We start from the raw sequence: 19,350 nt of genomic DNA, 5'->3' as shown, positions 1-19,350 counted from the left end.
CCTAGAATTCTTGCATCACTTTTTGCAGTTCAACCTGATTGATGTATACACCCTTTGTTGTGTATGTGTTTGAGGCTCCATGGTAAAAAATGGCCCCTCACAGCGATACCGCAATATTCTGATCGGTCGGTAAGAAAAAATAGACGAATGGAACATCATTTGCTGGCAGCGAATGCCTGCTGCCACATCGATCATGGTATAATTGGCCGGTTTAGACCTTGGGCATAAATATGATCAAACTGGTGTTGTTGCGACACGGCGAAAGCGAATGGAATCTGGCCAACCGGTTCACCGGCTGGAAAGACGTGGATTTGACCGAAACGGGTGTGGCTCAAGCCAACAAAGCCGGTCAATTGTTGTTGGATGCTGGGTTTGAATTTGATCAAGCATACACTTCGGTGTTGAAGCGGGCGATCAAAACTTACAACATCGCGGCCGACGTCATGGACCAGTCCTGGCTGCCAGTGAAACGCAGCTGGCGCTTGAATGAACGGCATTATGGTGCCTTGCAGGGCTTGAATAAAGCCGAAACCGCCGCCAAATATGGCGATGAGCAGGTCCACATTTGGCGCCGCAGCTATGCCACTCCGCCGCCCAAGTTGGCTTGGGATGATGAACGAAATGTGGCCGGTGACCGCCGCTACCAAGGCCTGACCAAAGAACAAATCCCATTGGGCGAGTGCCTCAAAGACACCGTTGCCCGGGTGTTGCCTTATTGGCATGAACACATTGTGCCGGACCTACAAGCCGGTAAACGCCTGATCATCGCCGCCCACGGCAATTCATTGCGTTCTTTGGTGCAATACTTGGATGACGTCTCCGAAGACGACATCCTGAAACTGAACATCCCCACTGGCGTGCCATTGGTCTATGAGCTGGATGACGACCTCAAACCAATCACCAGTTACTACTTGGGTGACCAGGATGAATTGAACGCCGCCATGGAGGCGGTGGCCAAACAGGGGCAAGCACAACACTGAGAACACATGTCTAACGAGTCAAACACAAGCACCAACTACCCCTTGCTGGATCAAATCAACATCCCCGCCGACTTGCGCCAGTTACCCAAGTCTGATTTGAAACAAGCAGCCGATGAATTGCGCGCCTACCTGATTGAACAGGTGGCCCAGTGCGGTGGCCACTTTGGCTCAGGACTCGGCACAGTGGAGCTGACTGTGGCCCTGCACTATGTGTTCAACACACCGCATGACCGCATCGTCTGGGATGTGGGCCATCAGGCTTATCCACATAAAATCCTCACCGGTCGCAAAACCCGTTTGAACACCATCAAACGCAAAGGTGGCCTGGCACCCTTCCCCAAGCGTTGTGAAAGCGAATACGACACTTTCGGCGTGGGGCACTCCTCCACCTCCATTGGCGCCGCCCTGGGCATGTCCCTGGGCAGCCAACTGACCGGTAGCGATCGTGAAGTGGTGGCGGTGATTGGCGACGGCGCCATGACCGCCGGCATGGCCTATGAAGCCTTGAACCATGGCGGTGAATTGGACACCAACATGTTGGTGGTGCTGAACGAAAATGAAATGTCCATCTCACCGAATGTCGGCGCCCTGACCCGCATGCTGATCAAAATTGTCAGCGGCCGCACCTACAACCGCATGCGCGAAAAATCCAAACGCATCATGCGCCGGGGATCATGGTTGTGGAAGTTCATCTCACGCTGGGAGGAACACACCAAAGGCATGTTCGTACCCAACACCTTGTTTGAAGAATTGGGATTCCACCACCTGGGCCCGATTGACGGCCATGATGTGGGCCAATTGGTGGAAAAGCTGGAAATCGCCAAAGACATCAAGGGACCGAAACTGCTGCACATCATCACCAAAAAAGGCAAAGGGTATAAACCCGCTGAAGCAGACCCGATCAAATACCATGCGGTGGGCCAGTTCGACCCCAAAGCCGGCATGCAAAGCAAAGCCAAACCCAGCAAACCGACCTACACCGAAGTGTTTGGCCAATGGCTGTGTGACCTGGCTCGCATAGACAAAAATCTGGTGGCCATCACCCCGGCGATGCGCGAAGGTTCTGGTTTGGTCGAGTATTCGAAGCTGTTCCCCAAACGTTATTTTGATGTCGGCATTGCCGAACAACACGCGGTCACTTTGGCTGCCGGCATGGCCTGTGAAGGGGCCAAACCGGTGGTGGCCATTTATTCCACTTTCTTGCAGCGGGCCTATGACCAATTGATCCATGATGTGGCGATCCAAAATCTGGATGTGCTGTTTGCCATTGACCGCGGTGGTGTGGTGGGCCCTGATGGCGCCACCCATGCCGGCAACATGGATCTGAGTTTTTTGCGCTGTGTACCCAACATGACCATCATGGCCCCAGCCAATGAGAACGAATGCCGTCAAATGCTGTACACCGGTTACCTGCACCGCGGCCCTGCGGCCGTGCGTTACCCACGTGGCAAAGGCCCTGGTGCCGCCATCGTGCCGAAAATGACTGAATTGAACCTGGGTGAAGCCGACCGCGTGCGCAAAGGCAGCAAACAGGTGGCCATCTTGTCTTTTGGTGCGTTGTTGGAAGCCGCCATGGCGGTGGCCGAAAAACTGGATGCCACTGTGGTCAACATGCGCTTCATCAAGCCCATCGACCGTGCCATGATCGAGAAAGTGGCCCGCACCCACGAGCACCTGATCACCTTGGAAGACAACGTCATTCAAGGCGGCGCCGGTAGCCACGTCAACGAAGTGTTGCAACAGTTAAAAATCGACACCCCGGTGTTGAACTTGGGCTTACCCGATGTGTTTCAGGATCACGGCACCCGTGAGGAGCTGTTGGCCGAGGCCGGCTTGGATGTCAAATCAATGCTGCAGCAAATCAACGACTTCACCCGCCGAGGGCCCAACAAACAAGTCTATTCGGTGTAACGGCTCAGCCCGTTTCCTTGCCACGAGACAAGATGTATTGCGTCATTTCGTGGTCAGGGTAGTGCCATTTGAGGTAGTTTTTGTAACTGGCGGTTTTCTTGCCAGCCCCTTTTTCTTCCAGGTAATTGATGATCGCCACCAGGGCGTCAATGAATTCGGGTAATTCACATTCCTTGCGGATCATGTTGTTGATGATGTAGACCGCATTGTTTTCAAAGCCATTGGCGGCAAACACCACCGACAAACGCACCAGGGTTTCGTCATCCAGTTGAATGCGCCCCTGGGTGGTGGTCATGTACTTGACGAAATCACTGTGAATTTTCTCGCCCGAGACATCAAATTGCATCTGCAAATTGAAATAGTCTTTGGCGGCTTGGTGATGGTAGTCATCAAAGGGAATGTATTTGCCATACTCAAATCGCAATCGGGCCAAATCCAGGCTGTTGGGGTATTTTTTGAAGGTATTGGCCAAAATTTTCATGGCCTTTTTGTAATTACCTTTCTGTATGTATTTTTCAGCTCGGGCGACTGGATTTAATCGATTTCCAAACACTGTCCATCATTTGCTATATTTTGTTCACGCCATAGCATAGCAAAAAAGCACTTCAATTCATATCATTTGATGGGCCGCCATGGAAAATGTTTGGCGCGCATTGACCACAAAATGATCCAGCACTTTGACATCAATCAATGCCAGGGTTTGTCGCAAGCGTTGGGTCAGTTCAATGTCAGCGGTTGATGGCTTGAGATCACCCGAGGGGTGGTTGTGGGCAAAGATCACCGCTGCGGCATTGAGTTTCAAACAATGCTGGGCCACCGTGCGCGGATACACCTGAGCCGAATTGATGCTGCCATTGAACAGGTATTCAAATTTCAATAAATGGTTTTTGCTGTTCAAAAACAAGGCGGCAAAGCGTTCATATTGGCAACATTCAAAATTGGCTTTGAGGAATTGATCCACGGCGCCTGGATTGGCAAAGCTGGTGTCTGAAGCGAATTGTTCATTGATGGCGCGTTTGACCAATTCATGGGCCGCCTGCAGTTGCGCATATTTGGCCAAACCCAAGCCATGAATGGCCTCGAATTGGCCCAAGGTGGCAGCCAGTACCTGGCTGACACCGCCAAAATGCCGCAGCAGGTCAGCCGCCAGTTCAGTGACCGTTTTCCCACGCACCCCAATGCGCAAAAAAATCGCCAACAACTCCTCATCGCTGAGGGCCTGGGCACCGAGGGTCACCAACTTTTCCCGGGGTTTGAGGGCATGGGACATGTTCTGCTCCATCATGGATGTGACAAAAAATGTTGATGTTAAGCGCAGGTCTCTGATTTTGCAGTCAATTGATTCTGACTGGGTGGTAGGAATTCATAACATTGGAGATTTTTGTCACAGTGGTTTACAATCACTTTTTAATTCAATTTCACCCTTTGATGAAGTCAATTGATTTGAAAATTTTGGATCAGGCGTTTGTCGATGAATTCGGCACCCCAGACTATGGCACCAGTGGTTCTGCCGGCTTGGATTTACGGGCTTGTGTGACTGAAGACATGACCATTGCCGCCGGTCAAACCGAATTAATCCCCACTGGACTGGCCATTCACATCGCCGATCCGGGATTGGCAGCCGTCATTTTGCCCCGCTCTGGTATGGGTCACAAACACGGCATCGTGTTGGGCAATTTGGTGGGGCTGATTGACTCTGATTACCAAGGTCAATTGTATGTCTCTTGTTGGAATCGATCTGGCCAAGACTTTGTGCTGAGTCGAGGGGCTCGTTTGGCTCAGTTGGTGTTTGTGCCGGTGGTCCAAGTGGCGTTCAACCCAGTGACATCATTTGATCATTCACACCGCGGAGAAGGCGGCTTTGGGCACACAGGAGTCAGTTAATGGATTTAAACAAATTAGTTGCTTCATTCAAGCAAAAAAAGAACCCGTCGGCCAAGGCTGACAAGTCGACTTCTGAAGACGAAGCGCAACAAGAAGACAGCAAAAAAAAGAAAAAACCACTGATAGACTTTGGTGATGAATACCTGTGGACCAGTTGTTATGCCTTGGCAGTGATTGCCAGTTTGTTGTTTGGTTATCTGTTAAAAGACAATATTTTTGAGCGCCGTGCCTTGTCTCACTTGGAGAGCCAAAGTGAACGACTGGCCACTCAGATAGAACAAGCCACCAACAACATCAGGGACCGCGCTGGTGCCATCATCGCGCACAACCCCGATGCCGATGACATCGTTGGTTTGATCGAAGCCAACACCGAGGACACCCTGCGGGTGGTCAAAATCACCGAACCGGTGGATCAGATCGAACCCACCACTGAATTCCCAGGGATCAACTTTGCCACCCTGGACATGATCAAACAAACCAGTGAAACCCAACAAGAACCACAGCCTGAAATTCACTTATACGGTCAACGCAACCAGTACCTGAATTTTGTTTACATCCAAAAGCCCAATGACACCTATGTGGTGGTCAGCTATCCGGTTGAATTGATCATCAAACCGCAAAGGCTGGAATTTGATCGCAGTGAATTGGCCTTAGTGCAGAAATCAGGCGCATACAGCAGTGTGGTGTTACAAAAATGGGGCCAGGTCGATCCCAATGCCGCCCGCAACAACCAAGAAATCCCGATCCCCAATTCACCCTTTTATGTGACTTATGCGGTGGAAAAAAATTACAGTGGCTTGTTTAATTTGTCGTTCACTGGCAGTGCCATCGCGCTGTTGTGCTCCCTGGCCCTGGCCTATCTGACCTACCTCAAGCGCAAAGAAGCTTTGGTCATCATCAACCAGAAAAAAGCCGCCGCCAAAGAAGAAAAAGTTTATGTGCATACCCCCAGCGTCAAAAAATCCAGCGGCACCGCTCAATTGGATGACAAAAACACTGAATCAGGCGGTGACGCAGCGGCTGCATTGGAAGACATGCCATTGCCAGACAAGTCCATCTTCAAAGCCTATGACATTCGGGGTATTGTCGACAAGACCCTAACGGTCAGTGCCGTGGAACAAATCGGTCATGCCATTGGTTCAGAGAACCTCAACCGCGGTCGCAAGAGCATCGTGGTGGCCAGAGACGGTCGCTTGTCCGGCCCTGCCCTGTTGGAAGCTTTGATCAAAGGCATTGCCCGCAGTGGCTGTGATGTGATCAACATTGGCGCGGTTCCCACCGGGGTGCTGTATTTTTCAACCCATCACCTGGAAACTGGTTCTGGGGTGATGTTGACTGGCAGTCACAACCCGGCCGATTACAACGGCCTGAAGATCATGCTGGACGGTGAAACCTTGGCCGGCAAGTTGATCAGCAACCTGTATGACATGATCGCCAACAAAGACCTGTTACATGGGCAAGGTTCAGTCCAAGAACTGGACATCGCCGATGATTATGTGGATTACATCAGTTCCGAAATACAATTGGAAAATGAACCCACTGTGGTGGTTGACTGCGGCAACGGCATCCCTGGAGAACTGGGGCCTGAGGTATTGGAAGAAATTGGTTGTGAAGTGATTCCTCTGCATTGCGAAGTGGATGGCAGCTTCCCCAATCACCACCCCGATCCCAGCGTGCCGGAAAACCTGCAAGACCTGATTGCCACCTTGAAATCGGTGGATGCCGACATCGGCATCGCTTTTGATGGTGACGGCGATCGTTTGGGGGTGGTCACCAAAGCCGGCGAAATCATCAACCCCGATCGCCTGTTGATGTTGTTTGCCAAAGACGTGTTGTCCAGACAGCCTGGTTCAAGCATCATTTTTGATGTCAAATGCACCGGTCACTTGCCCAAGTCCATTGTCAAACATGGCGGCATGCCCATCATGTGGAAAACCGGTCATTCTTTCATGAAGGCCAAACTCAAAGAAACCAACGCCGCCTTGGCGGGTGAAATGAGTGGCCACTTTTTCTTCAACGAACGTTGGTTCGGCTTTGATGACGGCATTTATGCAGCGGCCCGCTTGTTGGAAATTCTCGATCAGGAAGATGGCACCCCAGAAGAGGTGTTTGACACCTTGCCCAACAGCGTCAACACCCCAGAATTGAAAGTTCACATGCAAGAGGGTGAACATTACCTGTTCATGGATAAGTTCATTGAAAAGGCTTCATTCCCAGACGCCAAAATCACCACCATTGATGGCATCCGGGCTGACTTTGCCGGTGGTTGGGGTCTGGTCAGATGTTCCAACACCACACCGTGCTTGGTGATTCGTTTTGATGCCGATGATGAGGACACGCTGCATCAAATCCAAGAAGAGTTCAGGAGCCAATTGTTGGCGGTCAGTGATTCTCTGGAATTGCCGTTCTGATCAGCCACGCGTTGTGCCTTGCCTCCATTGACGGTGATGAACGCCAGGCAGCACCCAGTTGGTTCATCACCAAACGAATTTCACTTGACTGACCTGCCTTGACAAGCGCGTCATCATGGCATGGACTTCTGCCGTGTTCAGGTAGTGGATGTTGATGTCTTGCGTCACCGGATTGGAACCGGCCGTATCCACCGATAAGCGGGCCATGCCATTGCGCCGGTCAAACGGTGTTTGGCGGGCTGACAGATTCTGAATTTTGCCCACTTTGACCACCCCCATGGTGTGGAAGAAAACGCCCTGTCGCCAAGCGATCACCTGATCATTGATGGCATAGGCTGCGTGTTTGATGAAGGCTTTGGCATACCAGAAATTCAGTGGCAGCAACAACAGCGGCAACAGACCCCAACCGTGGTAAACGTAGACCAGTGGCGCACACAGCAACAACACAAAGAAGGTCAAGCGCTTGAACACCCGTTTCCAGGCCCTGGCGGCCACCGGCTGCCAATCCATACCTTGCCAATCCACTTCTGGTTGCACCCGAGACAACAGTTGTGGCCACTGTTTGGCCGCGATCAACGGTGCAATCCAGCGCATGGTGAGGCCACTTTGTTCGGTCACCCCGCCAGCGGTTTCCATTTTGATGCTGACCCGCTTGAAATAACGGTGCAAGGGTGAATGGCGGATTTTGATTAATTGGATCCGTTTCAACGGGATGTTGGCATTGAGTTTGGTCAACAAGCCCATCTCGGCATGCAGGTTGTCATCCACGCGGTTGATCTGAAACCGGTACAGCTTCAAAAAAGCCAAAGCAATCGACGACAGCCAGATGGACACCAGCATCAACACCGCAAAGCCCAGTCCATAGATCAACCATTGAGACCAGCCCCACGACTCGACGTGCAAATCACCAATGAACTTCTGCATGAAACCGATGAACTGACTCCGATAGTAATCGTTTTGAGACAGAATTGATCCAACGATGCCGATCGGCACCAGGGCCTGGTGCGAGATGAAACCATACTTGGACACCTCCTGGTGACTCATGCGAAACATCGCTGGGTCATCGGTGGCTGATGCGGCGCTGGCATCAGCTGCGGCGCTGTCCTCCGCGTCATCCTGGACCCCAATGGTGTGCCCGGTTCGGCGTTTGATGGTGTCCTGGATGTGTTTGACCTGGTCGTTACTGATGACCCGAATCACCGCCTCAGGCTTGACCCCAGAGGCCGATTCGATTTGCAAGGTGGCCACATTAAACAATTTGTGCAGCAAGTTGCGTTCCACATTGAGGTTCTGAATGCGTTCATAGGGCACCTGGCGCAATGACTTGAACAAAATGCCTTGTTTGACCACCAAGCGGTCGGCTTCCAACCAATAGTGATAAAACCAAAACTGCACGATGGTGATCACCGAGGCCAAAGCGGCGATGCCGATGAGGAACAGGTCTTGGCGGTCACCACTGGTGCCGACGATGCCGATCAATAACGGAAAGACCATTTTCTTCACCGCTTCGATGAACAGAAACAGTGGGGAAACCGGACTCAGTCGATATCCTGCGGTATTCAACTCCATGGGCTCAGACCGTGTCTTCGTTTTGGTTGGAGTTGATCAACTCTTGCCGCAAGGCCACCGCATCATCATGTAATAAGCCGGGCAAAGTCACCGAGGCATTGCTGGTACCGGCGGTGTGCACCACCAGTTTACTCAAATCATAACGCCGTTCAATCGGCCCGGTGGTGATGTCGATGTGCTGCACCCGGTTGCGGGGGATCATGGCATGCTGCTGCCAGAAAACCCCTTTCTTGATGCCCAATCCCACTGTTTTCAGGGCATATCGGTATCTTTTGTACCAATGTTTCCAGTACCAAAAAAACAAGCCCAACAACAAACCATAAAACGACACATAGCAGGCCAACACCCAATACCATGGAATGCCTGAAACCGCAGTGACCAAAATCGCCGGGCCGGTGGCAACCAGTAACAAGGTGATGGCGGTGCTGATGCGCACCACCTTCAAATAAGCCGGTTGCAAGGGTTTTTCTTCAAATGTTTGCATGAGTGACTCCGTTCTGATTGAAATCACAGGTGGGTCGTCATGACCCACCTGTGTTTGTTTGGCCGTTATTTATTGTCTGACATGTGCATCAGAGGCAGTGGTTGCGCTGAATCACTGTCGATGAAATAGATCTTGGATGCCGGATCTTTGGAGATCGCTTTCAAAGCCTCCAAAGCTTGCAACTTGACGTAATTGGGGTTGTTGCCAATGGCGGTGTTGATCTTCTCAATTTCATAGGCTTGGGCATCGGCCAATAAGCGGCGTTTTTCCGCCTCTTCTTCTGCCGCTTGACGCTGGGCTTCGGCAGCGGCAATGAGTTGCTGCTGTTCGGTTTTGTAGCGCTCCAATTCGGCTTTTTGTTTTTCCACTTCTTGTTCCCGTTCTTTTTTGGCTTCGATGGCTTTGGTGATGAAAGGTGGCAAGGAAATGTCCCTGATCAGTACCGCAGAAACGTTGATCCCTTTGGGAGCCAGGTACTCTGACAAGCCAGCCGTGAGACCCAACTGCAATTGTTCCTGAGTTTCCTCCAAGAAAAAGTCTTCGGCACGCTTGATGGTTTTACCTTGCTCCCTCAGTAATGACCGCAACTTAGGCACCAATTGCACTTCGATCATGCTGTCAATGTTACCGGTATCTTTCAGGATGTTGTTGGCCATTTCTCCATTCAGACGATATTGGACGGACACATCAATTTTGGTTTGTAACTGATCCTGAGAAGGTACATGGGCGGTTTCCTTGTGGGTTTTCTCACGCACATCAAATTCATGAAACTTCAATAATGGGTTAACTGGGATGTTCAAGCCCTCACTGTATGTTTTGGCTTGGACTTCTCCAAACAAAGTGGCGACGGCGACGTGACCGGCCGGCACACTGACCCAGAAACGGGACCCGACCAACAACAAGATCACGATCACGATCAAGGGAATGAATTTGGCAAAAGATATTCTTTGGCTCATACGCTGCTCTCCTAAAATTAACGTAAATCATTGTAGCAAGTCTGACAGAAATTGTCTCATGCCTGAAGTCATTCCAGTCAATTCATGACGATGGCTGCTGTGAATTGACAACTCAAGTAAAAAAGCCGCCTTTGGTCTGAATTGTGTGGCAAATCCATTACAGAAAAATATAATCATTACCCAGAAAATCCTTTTCAATTCAAAAAGAGTGTGTGTATGAAAAAATTATGGGTACTGGGCCTGCTGCTGCTGGCCGGAACGGCTGCGGCCATCAAAGGCAAAGACGGCGATTTCACCGTTGTGGCCAGCCAACAAGTCAATTACTTCACCGGTTTGACCGCGGTCAACACCGTTGGCGGCGTCACTTTGACCGTCAGCAACATCAATGACCTGACCGATGTCGCCGGCATCTATGCCACCCCGACATTGACCCCCGGTGATCTGATTATGTTGTACCAGGCGCAAGGGGCCTCTTTTGCTGACAGCGGCAACAATAGCACCTACGGTGCTTTCAACTTGGGCAACGCCGGACGTTATGAATTGTACGAAGTGATTTCAGTCACTGGCAACGATGTGGTGGTGGCTGAAAATGGCAACTTGTGTACCGGTAACAGCCTGATTTACAGTTACAACCTGGGACAGACACAAGTCATTCGTGTGCCCCAATTTGATAACCTGACCGTCAATGCCGGTGGCAGCATCACCACCACCGCTTGGAACGGATCGCGTGGCGGTGTGGTCGCCATAGATGTCAACACCAATTTGACCGTCAACGGCACCATCACCGCAGCGGCGGCTGGCTTCCGTGGTGGTGTGGTTGATAACGTCACCACCGGCGCGGGCACCGATGTGACTTTGTACCGCGGCGCATCCAATGCCAATGGCGCAGAAAAAGGCGAAAGTGTGTTGGGTTTTGCGGCGGTGTACGATGCCAACAATGGTCGCTATGGCCGTGGCGCACCGGCCAATGGCGGTGGTGGCGGTAACGCCCACAACGGCGGTGGTGGCGGTGGCGCCAATGGCAACAACGGCGTCGCCTGGACTGGCCAAGGTAACCCGGACAATGGTCCGGCTGGTTGGAGCACAGCTTGGGACATCGATGGCACCATCACCTCTGCCAGCACCTCATCTGGTGGTGGCCGCGGTGGCTACACCTATGGTTCCAGCAACCAAGACGCCCTCACTTTGCCACCTGGCAGTGGTGCATGGGGCGGTAACCTGCGACGTGAGCGCGGTGGCTTGGGTGGACGACCCGTGCCGTTTGACGATGTTGGACGCTTGTTCTTTGGCGGCGGCGGTGGGGCCGGTGACGGCAACAATGGCCGAGCCGGGGCTGGTGGCCGCGGCGGCGGTTTGGTCTATTTGATCACCACCAACTTGTCGGGTACCGGAACCATCAACGTCAATGGCCAAGACGGCTTTGACACCGCCAACAACGGCGGTAACAACGACGCCCCAGGTGGCGGTGGGGCCGGTGGCACCATCGTGGTTTCTGCCAGCAGCACCGCAGCCGGGGTTAACCTCACGGCCAACGGCGGTGTGGGTGGCGATCAATTACCGATCGGCAATGAAAATGAAGGCCCAGGTGGCGGCGGTGGCGGTGGCGTCATCTCAGTCAGTGGCGGCACCGGCACGCCGGTGGCCAACGGTGGGGCCAATGGCATCAGTCAATCCACAGCCGTGACCGAATTCATGGCCAATGGTGCCACCATTGGTGCTGCTGGACAACCCAATGAAGTGACCTCACCGGTGGTCGATTTGCCGGTGTGTCGGGCCATCAACTCTTTGAGCACCACCAAGGCGTTGACCAACAATGCCGATGAAGACGGCTCTGGCACCGTGACCGAAGGCGATACCCTGACCTTCACCATCACCGTGACCAACACCGGCGATTTTCCGCTGAACAACATGACGGCCTCAGACCCGCAACTGACACCCAACAGCAACAACTGCGGCACGGTGGCACCTGCCGGCACCTGTGTGCTGATCGGTACCTACGAGGTCACGCTGGCCGATGTGATGGCTGGCAATTTCACCAACACCGGCAGCGGCACTTCGGATGAAACCGGCCCGGTGGATGATGTGGTCATGACCCCGGTGTTTGGCTCACCGGCTTTGACCACCAACAAACAATTGACCAACAACGCCGATGAAGACGGCTCCGGCACCGTGACCGAGGGCGACACGCTGACCTTCACCATCACCGTGACCAACACCGGCAACATCCCCTTGAACAACATGACCGCCTCAGATCCTCAATTGATACCCAACAGCATCAACTGTGGCACCGTGGCACCAGCCGGCACCTGTGTGCTGGTCGGCACCTACGTGGTCACGTTGGCCGATGTGATGGCTGGCAATTTTACCAACACCGGCAGCGGCAACTCGGACGAAACCGGCCCGGTGGATGATGTGGTTGTCACCCCTGTGGTGGGCTCACCGGCTTTAACCACCGACAAACAATTGACCAACAACGCCGATGAAGATGGTTCGGGTACCGTGACCGAAGGCGACACGCTGACCTTCACCATCACCGTGACCAACACCGGCAACATCCCCTTGAACAACCTGACGGCCTCAGATCCCCAGTTGACACCCAACAGCAACAACTGCGGCACGGTGGCACCTGCTGGCACCTGTGTGCTGGTCGGTACCTATGTGGTCACCAACGCCGACGTGTTGGCTGGGAATTTCACCAACACTGGCAGCGGTAACTCAGACGAAACAGGCCCCGTAGATGACGTGGTGGTGACCCCAGTCTTGCCATCTCCGGCGCTGACTGTGGCCAAAGCCTTGACCAACAACGCCGATGAAGACGGTTCGGGCACCATCACCGAAAATGACACCCTGACCTTCACCATCACCACCACCAACACCGGTAACATCCCGTTGAACAACGTGTCCACCTCTGACCCCATGATCACGCCGAACACCATCAACTGCGGTACTGTGCCAGTTGGTGGCACTTGCGTGTTGGTTGGGACTTATGCGGTCACCGCGGCCGACATCACCAACGGTTCGATCTCGAACACAGGTACCGGCGATTCTGATGAGACCCCACCCGTGACCGACACCCTGATCACGCCGACCGTCGGTTCGCCTGATTTGACCGTGGTCAAAGCCTTGACCAACAACGCCGATGAAGACGGTTCAGGCACCGTGACCGAGGGCGACACCCTGACCTTCACCGTGACCTCAACCAACAGTGGTAACATTCCGTTGAACAACATGACCACCTCAGATCCGATGATTTCCCCCAACACCATCAACTGTGGCACCGTGCCACCGGCTGGCACTTGTGTGTTGGTCGGCACCTATGTGGTCACCGCAGCCGATGTCACCAATGGCAGCATCACCAACACCGGTACCGGCGATTCAGATGAGACGCCACCGGCCAATGACGTCTTGGTGACGCCGGTGGTGGGCTCTCCGGCCTTGATTGTCAGCAAAGCCCTGACCGGCAATGCCGATGAAGACGGATCGAGCACCATCACTGAGAATGACACCCTGACCTTCACCATTACCACCACCAACACCGGTAACATCCCGTTGAACAATGTGTCCACCTCTGACCCCATGATCACCCCCAACACCATCAATTGTGGCACCGTTGCCGTCGGCGGCACCTGTGTGTTAGTCGGCACCTATGTGGTCACCGCAGCCGACATCCTCAACGGATCGATCAACAACACCGGCACCGGCAACTCCAATGAAACCGGACCTGAAACCGACACCTTGGTGACTCCGGTGGTGGGCAATCCCGGTTTGGACGTGGTCAAAACTTTGACCAACAATGCCGATGAAGATGGTTCTGGCACCATCAGTTTGAACGACACCCTGACTTACACCGTGGTGGCCACCAACACCGGTAACATCACGTTGAATAATGTCACGGTGACCGACACCCTGATCACCCCGAACAACACCACCTGTGTCACTTTGGCTCCGGCGGCCACTTGCTCCTTAACCGGAACCTATGTGGTGCAACAAGCGGATGTCAATGCCGGTCAGATCAGCAACACCGGTACGGCAGATTCTGATGAAACCCCACCAGTTCAAGACACGATCAACACACCGCTGTCGACCAATCCGGCCCTGAGCATCGACAAATCGCTGACCAGCAATGCCGATGAAGACGGTTCGGGCACGGTGACCATCAATGACACGCTGACTTTCACCATCGTGGCCACCAACGTCGGTAACGTCACCTTGAACAATGTGGTGGTGACTGACAACATGATCACCCCCAACAACACCAGTTGTGCGGTGCTGCTGGTGGGCGGCACCTGTACCTTGGTCGGGACTTTTGTGGTACAACAGTCTGATGTCGACAATGGCCAAGTGGTCAACGTGGCCCAAGCGGTGTCGGATGAAACCATCACCGACCCTGAAATTGACACCGAAACGGTGGACACCGAAGGGCCGATTTCATCGGCCATCCGGGTCCCCACCTTGAGTCAATGGATGTTGTTGTTGATGGCCCTGTTGATGCTGGCTGTGGCGGCATACCGCCAACAGCTGCGTCGTTGATCTGAGCCACTGAGCACAAAAAAGCCTGGTCAGATTGTCCAGGCTTTTTTTTGAACTGCTTGCTGCGCTTATTTTGGGTCGGTCAAACCAAAGCCAAAATCATGTTCGGTCTGGGCAGCCAATGCCACCACCACGACCCAGGCGGCCACATTTTGTGCCAGGGCCGCTGGATCCACTTTATCCAAGGTGTCATTGGCGGTGTGGTGGTAGTCAAAATAGTCGGTGCCATCTTGCTTGAGGCTGAACACCGCCATACCGGCGGCCCGCAATGGGATCAAATCCGGTGCTGAGCTGCTTTGGTTGTTGGCATATTCAATGCCCAAAGGCTTGAGCAATGGCATCATTTGTTCAATGATCGGCAACGCACTTTCAGCAACCCGGGTGCCCAAGGCGTAAATGCGGCCGGCACCAAAGTCAGATTCGCCACCCAAGATGTGCTGTTGCATTTCAGCTTGGTGGGCGGCGTGATAGGCCTTGGCCCCAGACAAGCCGTATTCTTCATTGGCCCACAACACCACCCGAATGGTTTTGCGCAAAGGGCCCAAATGTTGTTTGATCAATTTGGCCGCTGCCATGGTGATGCCACAACCCGACGCATCGTCGATCGCACCGGTGCCCAAATCCCAGGAATCCAGATGACAGCCAATGACGATGTACTGGTCTGCTTGGTCGGTGCCCAGCATGTCACCAATCACATTGTGTGAGGTGTATTGGCCCCCAAACTCGGAACCCAATCGGTATTTGATGGTGACTGGCTGGCCGCGTTTGAGCATATTGACCAATAAATCGGCATCGGGATTGGACAAAGCAGCCGCCGGCACGGTTGGGACCTCGTGCTCATGTTTCATGGCGCCCGTATGCGGTAAACGGTCACTGTCGGTACCAATGGATCGAATCAAAGTCCCGATACCACCTTTGGCAGCGGTGACTTGGGCAGCGGTCCCTCTGGCACCCACGGCCTGACCATAGCCTGACCCATCTTTATGACGTGACATGCGGTTGCTGATGAAGGTGATTTTGCCTTTGACTTGATCGGGGTCAGCCGCTTCCAAATCTGCCAGGCTGGCAAAATGCACCACTTCGCCAGTGACTCCAGCTGGGGGTGTCGGCATGGATTTACCCAACGCCGTGATCACCAATGGTTGTGGATATGGGGCTAAAATTTCTGCGGTTTCCTCACCACGGACCCATCGTTGGAACGAGGCAGGCTCCAAAGTGACCCGGTCAAAGCCCAGGGCATTGAATTTGGCCTCACCCCAAGCCACCGCTTTGGCGTCAGCCGGACTGCCCGCCAAACGGGGGCCCACTTCGGTGGTCAATGACTCCGTCAGCTCATAGGCCAACCCATCGGTCAAAGCGTGATCACGCAATGCGCTCACTTGTTGCAAAAATGCTGGGGCAAACAACGCCCCATCTGCTTCATGACTGTGTGCCGAACCAACGGTGACCAACATCATCGCCAACAAAATACCTGGTTTCATGGACTGCCCTCTTAACTACAATGCCCAGGATTGTAACAAAACAGCCCCGTGGCATGTATGCTTTGGGGCACAAAAAAAGCCGAATCCAAGGACCCGGCTTTTTGCTTGCTTGTGATGATGCTTATTCAGCGACCATTTTTTTCGCATCTCCGGCTTTGATGATGGAGAAGCTGTCGGCACTGACGTACTTATTGAACGCCATGTTGACCTGCAAGATGGTCAGGTCTTGGATCGCCTCTTCATATTTTTTGTTCCATTGTTGGGTGCGATCCAAATCAATGAAACCGGCCAGTTCTCGGGCCAATCGGTCATCTTTGGCGCGGTCAATGCGGTTGTTTTGCAACACCCCATTGCGGGCATCATCCAGTTCCTGTTGGGTGAAACCTTCATCCAGAACTTTTTGCAATTCCTCTTTGAAACCGATTTCAACCCGCTCCAGGTTTTCTGGTGCACAGATCGCATAAGCCCCAAAAGTGGCCAACTCATCGAAAGACGATGCGTTGAAGAATGAACCGGCGCCATAACTCAAACCATCTTGTTGACGCAAGCGGTTGGCCAGACGGCTGCTGATGAAACCACCACCAAACATTTGGTTGGCCATCACCAAGGCCGGATAATCCGGATGGTCATCACCAATGGGCAATCTCATCATGGCCCCAAAGGCGGCGCCTGATTTGTCGGGGGTGTCGACAAATTTATTGATTGAATCCACCGCTGAATAGGCCGCGGGTACCCGCTGATACTCGACGTCACTGCTCCAACCATTGAGCACCTTTTTGACGCTGTCAGAGACCGCATTGACGTCGAAGTCGCCCACCACACTCACATCGGCATTTTGACCGCCATAAAAGCGTTTATGGAAGGCTTTGACTTGGTCAGCAGTGGTGGCTTTGATGGCCTCAATTTCATCATCGATGTCCATTTGGTAGCGGGGATGACCTGGCTCATAAGGGTCCAGGTGTTGCCCCAACTGGCGGAACACTTGGGTGGTGGGTTGTTGTTTTTGTTGCTCCAATGAAACCACCAACTCCTGTTTCAACACCTCCAGCTCTTCGGCATCGAATGCCGGTTTTTTCAACACCTCGTCCAGCACATTGATCACGGCAGGCAGGTTTTCATGGGTGGTGCGTACGCTGATGCTGGCACCGCGGGCACTGCCCGAAACGCCGACATTGGCTTTCAACTCATCGAATTTGGCTTTCAACTCGGTGCGGCTGTGGTTTTCGGTACCACGGTCCAACATGTTGGCGGCCAAACGACCCACCACCGATTGGTTAAACAGGGCTTCCTCATTACCCAAATCCAGGCGAATGTTCATCACCACCGAGTCGCCACGGGTTTCTTTGCGCACATGCACCATTTTGGCTTCATTGTCTAAGTCCACATAAGCAGTGCGGGCGTCGATGTTATCAAAGGAAGGGTCAAAATCTTCCCCTTGGGCCACCATTTCACGGCCTTCGTAGCCTTCGACTTTGGCTTTGATTTCGGCCAATGTATAGCGTTTGATGGAGTCGGCGCGATCAAAGTCATTTTCTGGAATGAACAAGCCCAGGGTGCGGTTGTCATTGACCAGATACTCTTCGGCGGCGGCTTGTACCTGTTCGGTGGTGACGGCTTCGGTGCGGTCGCGGTTGAGGAACATCAAACGCCAGTCACCCATACCAACCCACTCGCTCAAAGCCAGTGCAATGCGCTCTGAAGAATTGAAAGACAACTCAAATTGTTTGATCAAGTTGGCTTTGGCCTGTTTGACCTCGTCTTCGGTAATGGGGCTGTCTTTGACCCCTTCCAGCGTCGCCAACATGGCCATTTTGGCCGCGTCGATGTCTTTGTCTTTGGCCACTTGCATCATGAAATTGGCCACCCCGGGCTCTGCCCACTGAAAGTTAAAACCAAATGAGTTGGCGGCCAATTCTTTTTTCACCACGTTCTCATGCAGTCGACCACTGGTGGGGTGGGCCATGATTTGTGACAGCACATTCAAGGCTGGGTAGTTTTCATCGGATCCAGCCGGTGCTTTGTACATGGTGGCCACCACTTGCACATCACCCGCCCGTCTGACGGTGACCATGCGCTCGCCATCCTGGATGGGTTCTTCGGTGTACAGCTCACGCAACACCCGCTTGGGCTTGGGAATCGGGGCAAAATGTTTTTTGATCAAACCCAAGGTTTTGGCTTCATCAATTTTACCGGCCACAATCAAAGTGGCGTTGTCGGGTTGGTAATATTTTTTATAAAACGCTTGCAGGTTACTGATGTCGACGTTTTCTAAATCAGAGCGGGCACCAATGGTGCTCTTGCCGTAGTTGTGCCAGTCCATGGCCACTGAGCCCATGCGCTGTAACAACACGCGTATCGGGTTGTTGTCGCCGTTTTCCAATTCATTTCTGACCACCGTCATTTCAGAGTCCAAATCTTCTTTGGCGATGAAGGAATTGATCATGCGATCGGCTTCCAACTCCAAGGCCCATTCCAAATTGTCATCAGAAGCGGCAAAGGTTTCAAAGTAGTTGGTGCGGTCGGTCCAGGTGGTGCCATTGGGTTCGGCGCCGCGATCGGTCAACTCTTTGGTGATGTTGGGGTGTTTGGGGGTGCCTTTGAACACCAAATGTTCCAACAAGTGGGCCATGCCTGTTTCACCGTAGTTTTCGTGTTTTGAGCCCACGTGGTAGGTGATGTTAACGGTTTGGGTTTCTTGTGACTGATCTGGGAACAACAAGACTTGTAAGCCATTGTCCAATCGGTATTCGGTGATGCCCTCGACCGATGTCACTTTCTCAATGCCTTTGGGTAACTTGGCAAAAGCCTGGCCCATGGCCAACAGTGACAACAACAGCAGCCACTTACTGGATGATTTAATCAACATAATACTCCTCTCAATGATGTTTCAATGGATCAAGACCGTTGCCAACCATTGACCTGAAGTAAGGGTCTCAAGCGATGGTGTGGGTGATCAGCCTTGACTGATGGCATGTTTTCCAGTCAGTTCTCCTGTCTGGCTCCGTGATCATGCTACTCACAGAGACATGCGAAACGCGTGAAAATTCCACACGGCCCGATCAGCTGGCTCACTTTAACGCATATTCAGGTCACAAACACCTGACTAAAGTCATGGCTTGGCAGTTCAGGGCCTGTGGTCATTCA

The 19,350-nt window shown here is 52.9% G+C and carries 12 protein-coding genes; 5 read left to right on the top strand and 7 right to left on the bottom strand.

Annotated elements, in window-relative coordinates; all coding sequences use genetic code 11:
• Positions 1-230: 230 nt before the first annotated feature.
• Both gpmA and dxs read left to right on the top strand, forming a co-directional pair.
• Positions 231-980 (top strand): 2,3-diphosphoglycerate-dependent phosphoglycerate mutase, encoded by a 750-nt coding sequence (gpmA, locus tag K7G70_RS05210; RefSeq protein WP_223787554.1) that lies wholly within the window; start codon positions 231-233, stop codon positions 978-980.
• Between the two features lie 6 nt (positions 981-986).
• Entirely contained in the window at positions 987-2,891 is a 1,905-nt protein-coding gene (gene dxs / locus K7G70_RS05205) for a 1-deoxy-D-xylulose-5-phosphate synthase (protein ID WP_223787553.1), read from the top strand.
• Positions 2,892-2,895: 4 nt separating this feature from the next.
• Here dxs and K7G70_RS05200 read toward each other — a convergent pair whose 3' ends face one another.
• Complete coding sequence (locus K7G70_RS05200; RefSeq protein WP_223787552.1) at positions 2,896-3,372, bottom strand: hypothetical protein; 477 nt, start codon at positions 3,370-3,372, stop codon at positions 2,896-2,898.
• 129 nt (positions 3,373-3,501) lie between these two features.
• Positions 3,502-4,161, bottom strand: a complete 660-nt coding sequence (radC, locus tag K7G70_RS05195; protein WP_223787551.1) for a RadC family protein — start codon at positions 4,159-4,161, stop codon at positions 3,502-3,504.
• A gap of 158 nt (positions 4,162-4,319) precedes the next feature.
• Here radC and dut point away from each other — a divergent pair, with 158 nt between their 5' ends.
• A complete protein-coding gene (gene dut, locus K7G70_RS05190) occupies positions 4,320-4,775 on the top strand; it encodes a dUTP diphosphatase (RefSeq protein WP_348525069.1) in 456 nt (151 codons plus the stop codon).
• Entirely contained in the window at positions 4,775-7,186 is a 2,412-nt protein-coding gene (locus K7G70_RS05185) for a phosphomannomutase/phosphoglucomutase (RefSeq protein ID WP_223787549.1), read from the top strand. The genes dut and K7G70_RS05185 overlap by 1 nt, the downstream gene beginning before the upstream one ends.
• A gap of 66 nt (positions 7,187-7,252) precedes the next feature.
• On the opposite strand, the gene K7G70_RS05180 is transcribed toward K7G70_RS05185, so the two are convergent.
• From K7G70_RS05180 to K7G70_RS05170, 3 genes are all read right to left on the bottom strand, one after another.
• A complete protein-coding gene (locus tag K7G70_RS05180) occupies positions 7,253-8,755 on the bottom strand; it encodes a PH domain-containing protein (protein WP_223787548.1) in 1,503 nt (500 codons plus the stop codon).
• A gap of 4 nt (positions 8,756-8,759) precedes the next feature.
• A complete protein-coding gene (locus K7G70_RS05175) occupies positions 8,760-9,239 on the bottom strand; it encodes a PH domain-containing protein (RefSeq protein ID WP_223787547.1) in 480 nt (159 codons plus the stop codon).
• Positions 9,240-9,304: 65 nt separating this feature from the next.
• The gene (locus K7G70_RS05170; RefSeq protein WP_223787546.1) at positions 9,305-10,195 is read right to left on the bottom strand and encodes a prohibitin family protein; all 891 of its coding nucleotides are present in this window, start codon (positions 10,193-10,195) and stop codon (positions 9,305-9,307) included.
• A gap of 216 nt (positions 10,196-10,411) precedes the next feature.
• Here K7G70_RS05170 and K7G70_RS05165 point away from each other — a divergent pair, with 216 nt between their 5' ends.
• The gene (locus K7G70_RS05165) at positions 10,412-14,725 is read left to right on the top strand and encodes a beta strand repeat-containing protein (RefSeq protein ID WP_223787545.1); all 4,314 of its coding nucleotides are present in this window, start codon (positions 10,412-10,414) and stop codon (positions 14,723-14,725) included.
• Positions 14,726-14,793: 68 nt separating this feature from the next.
• Here K7G70_RS05165 and K7G70_RS05160 read toward each other — a convergent pair whose 3' ends face one another.
• Both K7G70_RS05160 and K7G70_RS05155 read right to left on the bottom strand, forming a co-directional pair.
• Positions 14,794-16,206: a M28 family peptidase gene (locus K7G70_RS05160; protein WP_223787544.1), complete on the bottom strand. Its 1,413-nt coding sequence runs from the start codon at positions 16,204-16,206 to the stop codon at positions 14,794-14,796.
• A gap of 121 nt (positions 16,207-16,327) precedes the next feature.
• A complete protein-coding gene (locus K7G70_RS05155) occupies positions 16,328-19,072 on the bottom strand; it encodes a M16 family metallopeptidase (RefSeq protein ID WP_223787543.1) in 2,745 nt (914 codons plus the stop codon).
• Positions 19,073-19,350: the final 278 nt, after the last annotated feature.

This window comes from Marinicella meishanensis (assembly GCF_019931145.1).
GTDB lineage: Bacteria > Pseudomonadota > Gammaproteobacteria > Xanthomonadales > Marinicellaceae > Marinicella > Marinicella meishanensis.
This window is presented reverse-complemented; position numbering and strand designations above follow the sequence as displayed.

Bases quoted from the DNA above. Each gene is read 5' to 3' on its own strand.
- gpmA (WP_223787554.1), top strand. From the start codon at position 231: ATGATCAAACTGGTGTTGTTGCGACACGGCGAAAGCGAATGGAATCTG.
- dxs (WP_223787553.1), top strand. From the start codon at position 987: ATGTCTAACGAGTCAAACACAAGCACCAACTACCCCTTGCTGGATCAA.
- K7G70_RS05200 (WP_223787552.1), bottom strand. From the start codon at position 3,372: ATGAAAATTTTGGCCAATACCTTCAAAAAATACCCCAACAGCCTGGAT.
- radC (WP_223787551.1), bottom strand. From the start codon at position 4,161: ATGTCCCATGCCCTCAAACCCCGGGAAAAGTTGGTGACCCTCGGTGCC.
- dut (WP_348525069.1), top strand. From the start codon at position 4,320: ATGAAGTCAATTGATTTGAAAATTTTGGATCAGGCGTTTGTCGATGAA.
- K7G70_RS05185 (WP_223787549.1), top strand. From the start codon at position 4,775: ATGGATTTAAACAAATTAGTTGCTTCATTCAAGCAAAAAAAGAACCCG.
- K7G70_RS05180 (WP_223787548.1), bottom strand. From the start codon at position 8,755: ATGGAGTTGAATACCGCAGGATATCGACTGAGTCCGGTTTCCCCACTG.
- K7G70_RS05175 (WP_223787547.1), bottom strand. From the start codon at position 9,239: ATGCAAACATTTGAAGAAAAACCCTTGCAACCGGCTTATTTGAAGGTG.
- K7G70_RS05170 (WP_223787546.1), bottom strand. From the start codon at position 10,195: ATGAGCCAAAGAATATCTTTTGCCAAATTCATTCCCTTGATCGTGATC.
- K7G70_RS05165 (WP_223787545.1), top strand. From the start codon at position 10,412: ATGAAAAAATTATGGGTACTGGGCCTGCTGCTGCTGGCCGGAACGGCT.
- K7G70_RS05160 (WP_223787544.1), bottom strand. From the start codon at position 16,206: ATGAAACCAGGTATTTTGTTGGCGATGATGTTGGTCACCGTTGGTTCG.
- K7G70_RS05155 (WP_223787543.1), bottom strand. From the start codon at position 19,072: ATGTTGATTAAATCATCCAGTAAGTGGCTGCTGTTGTTGTCACTGTTG.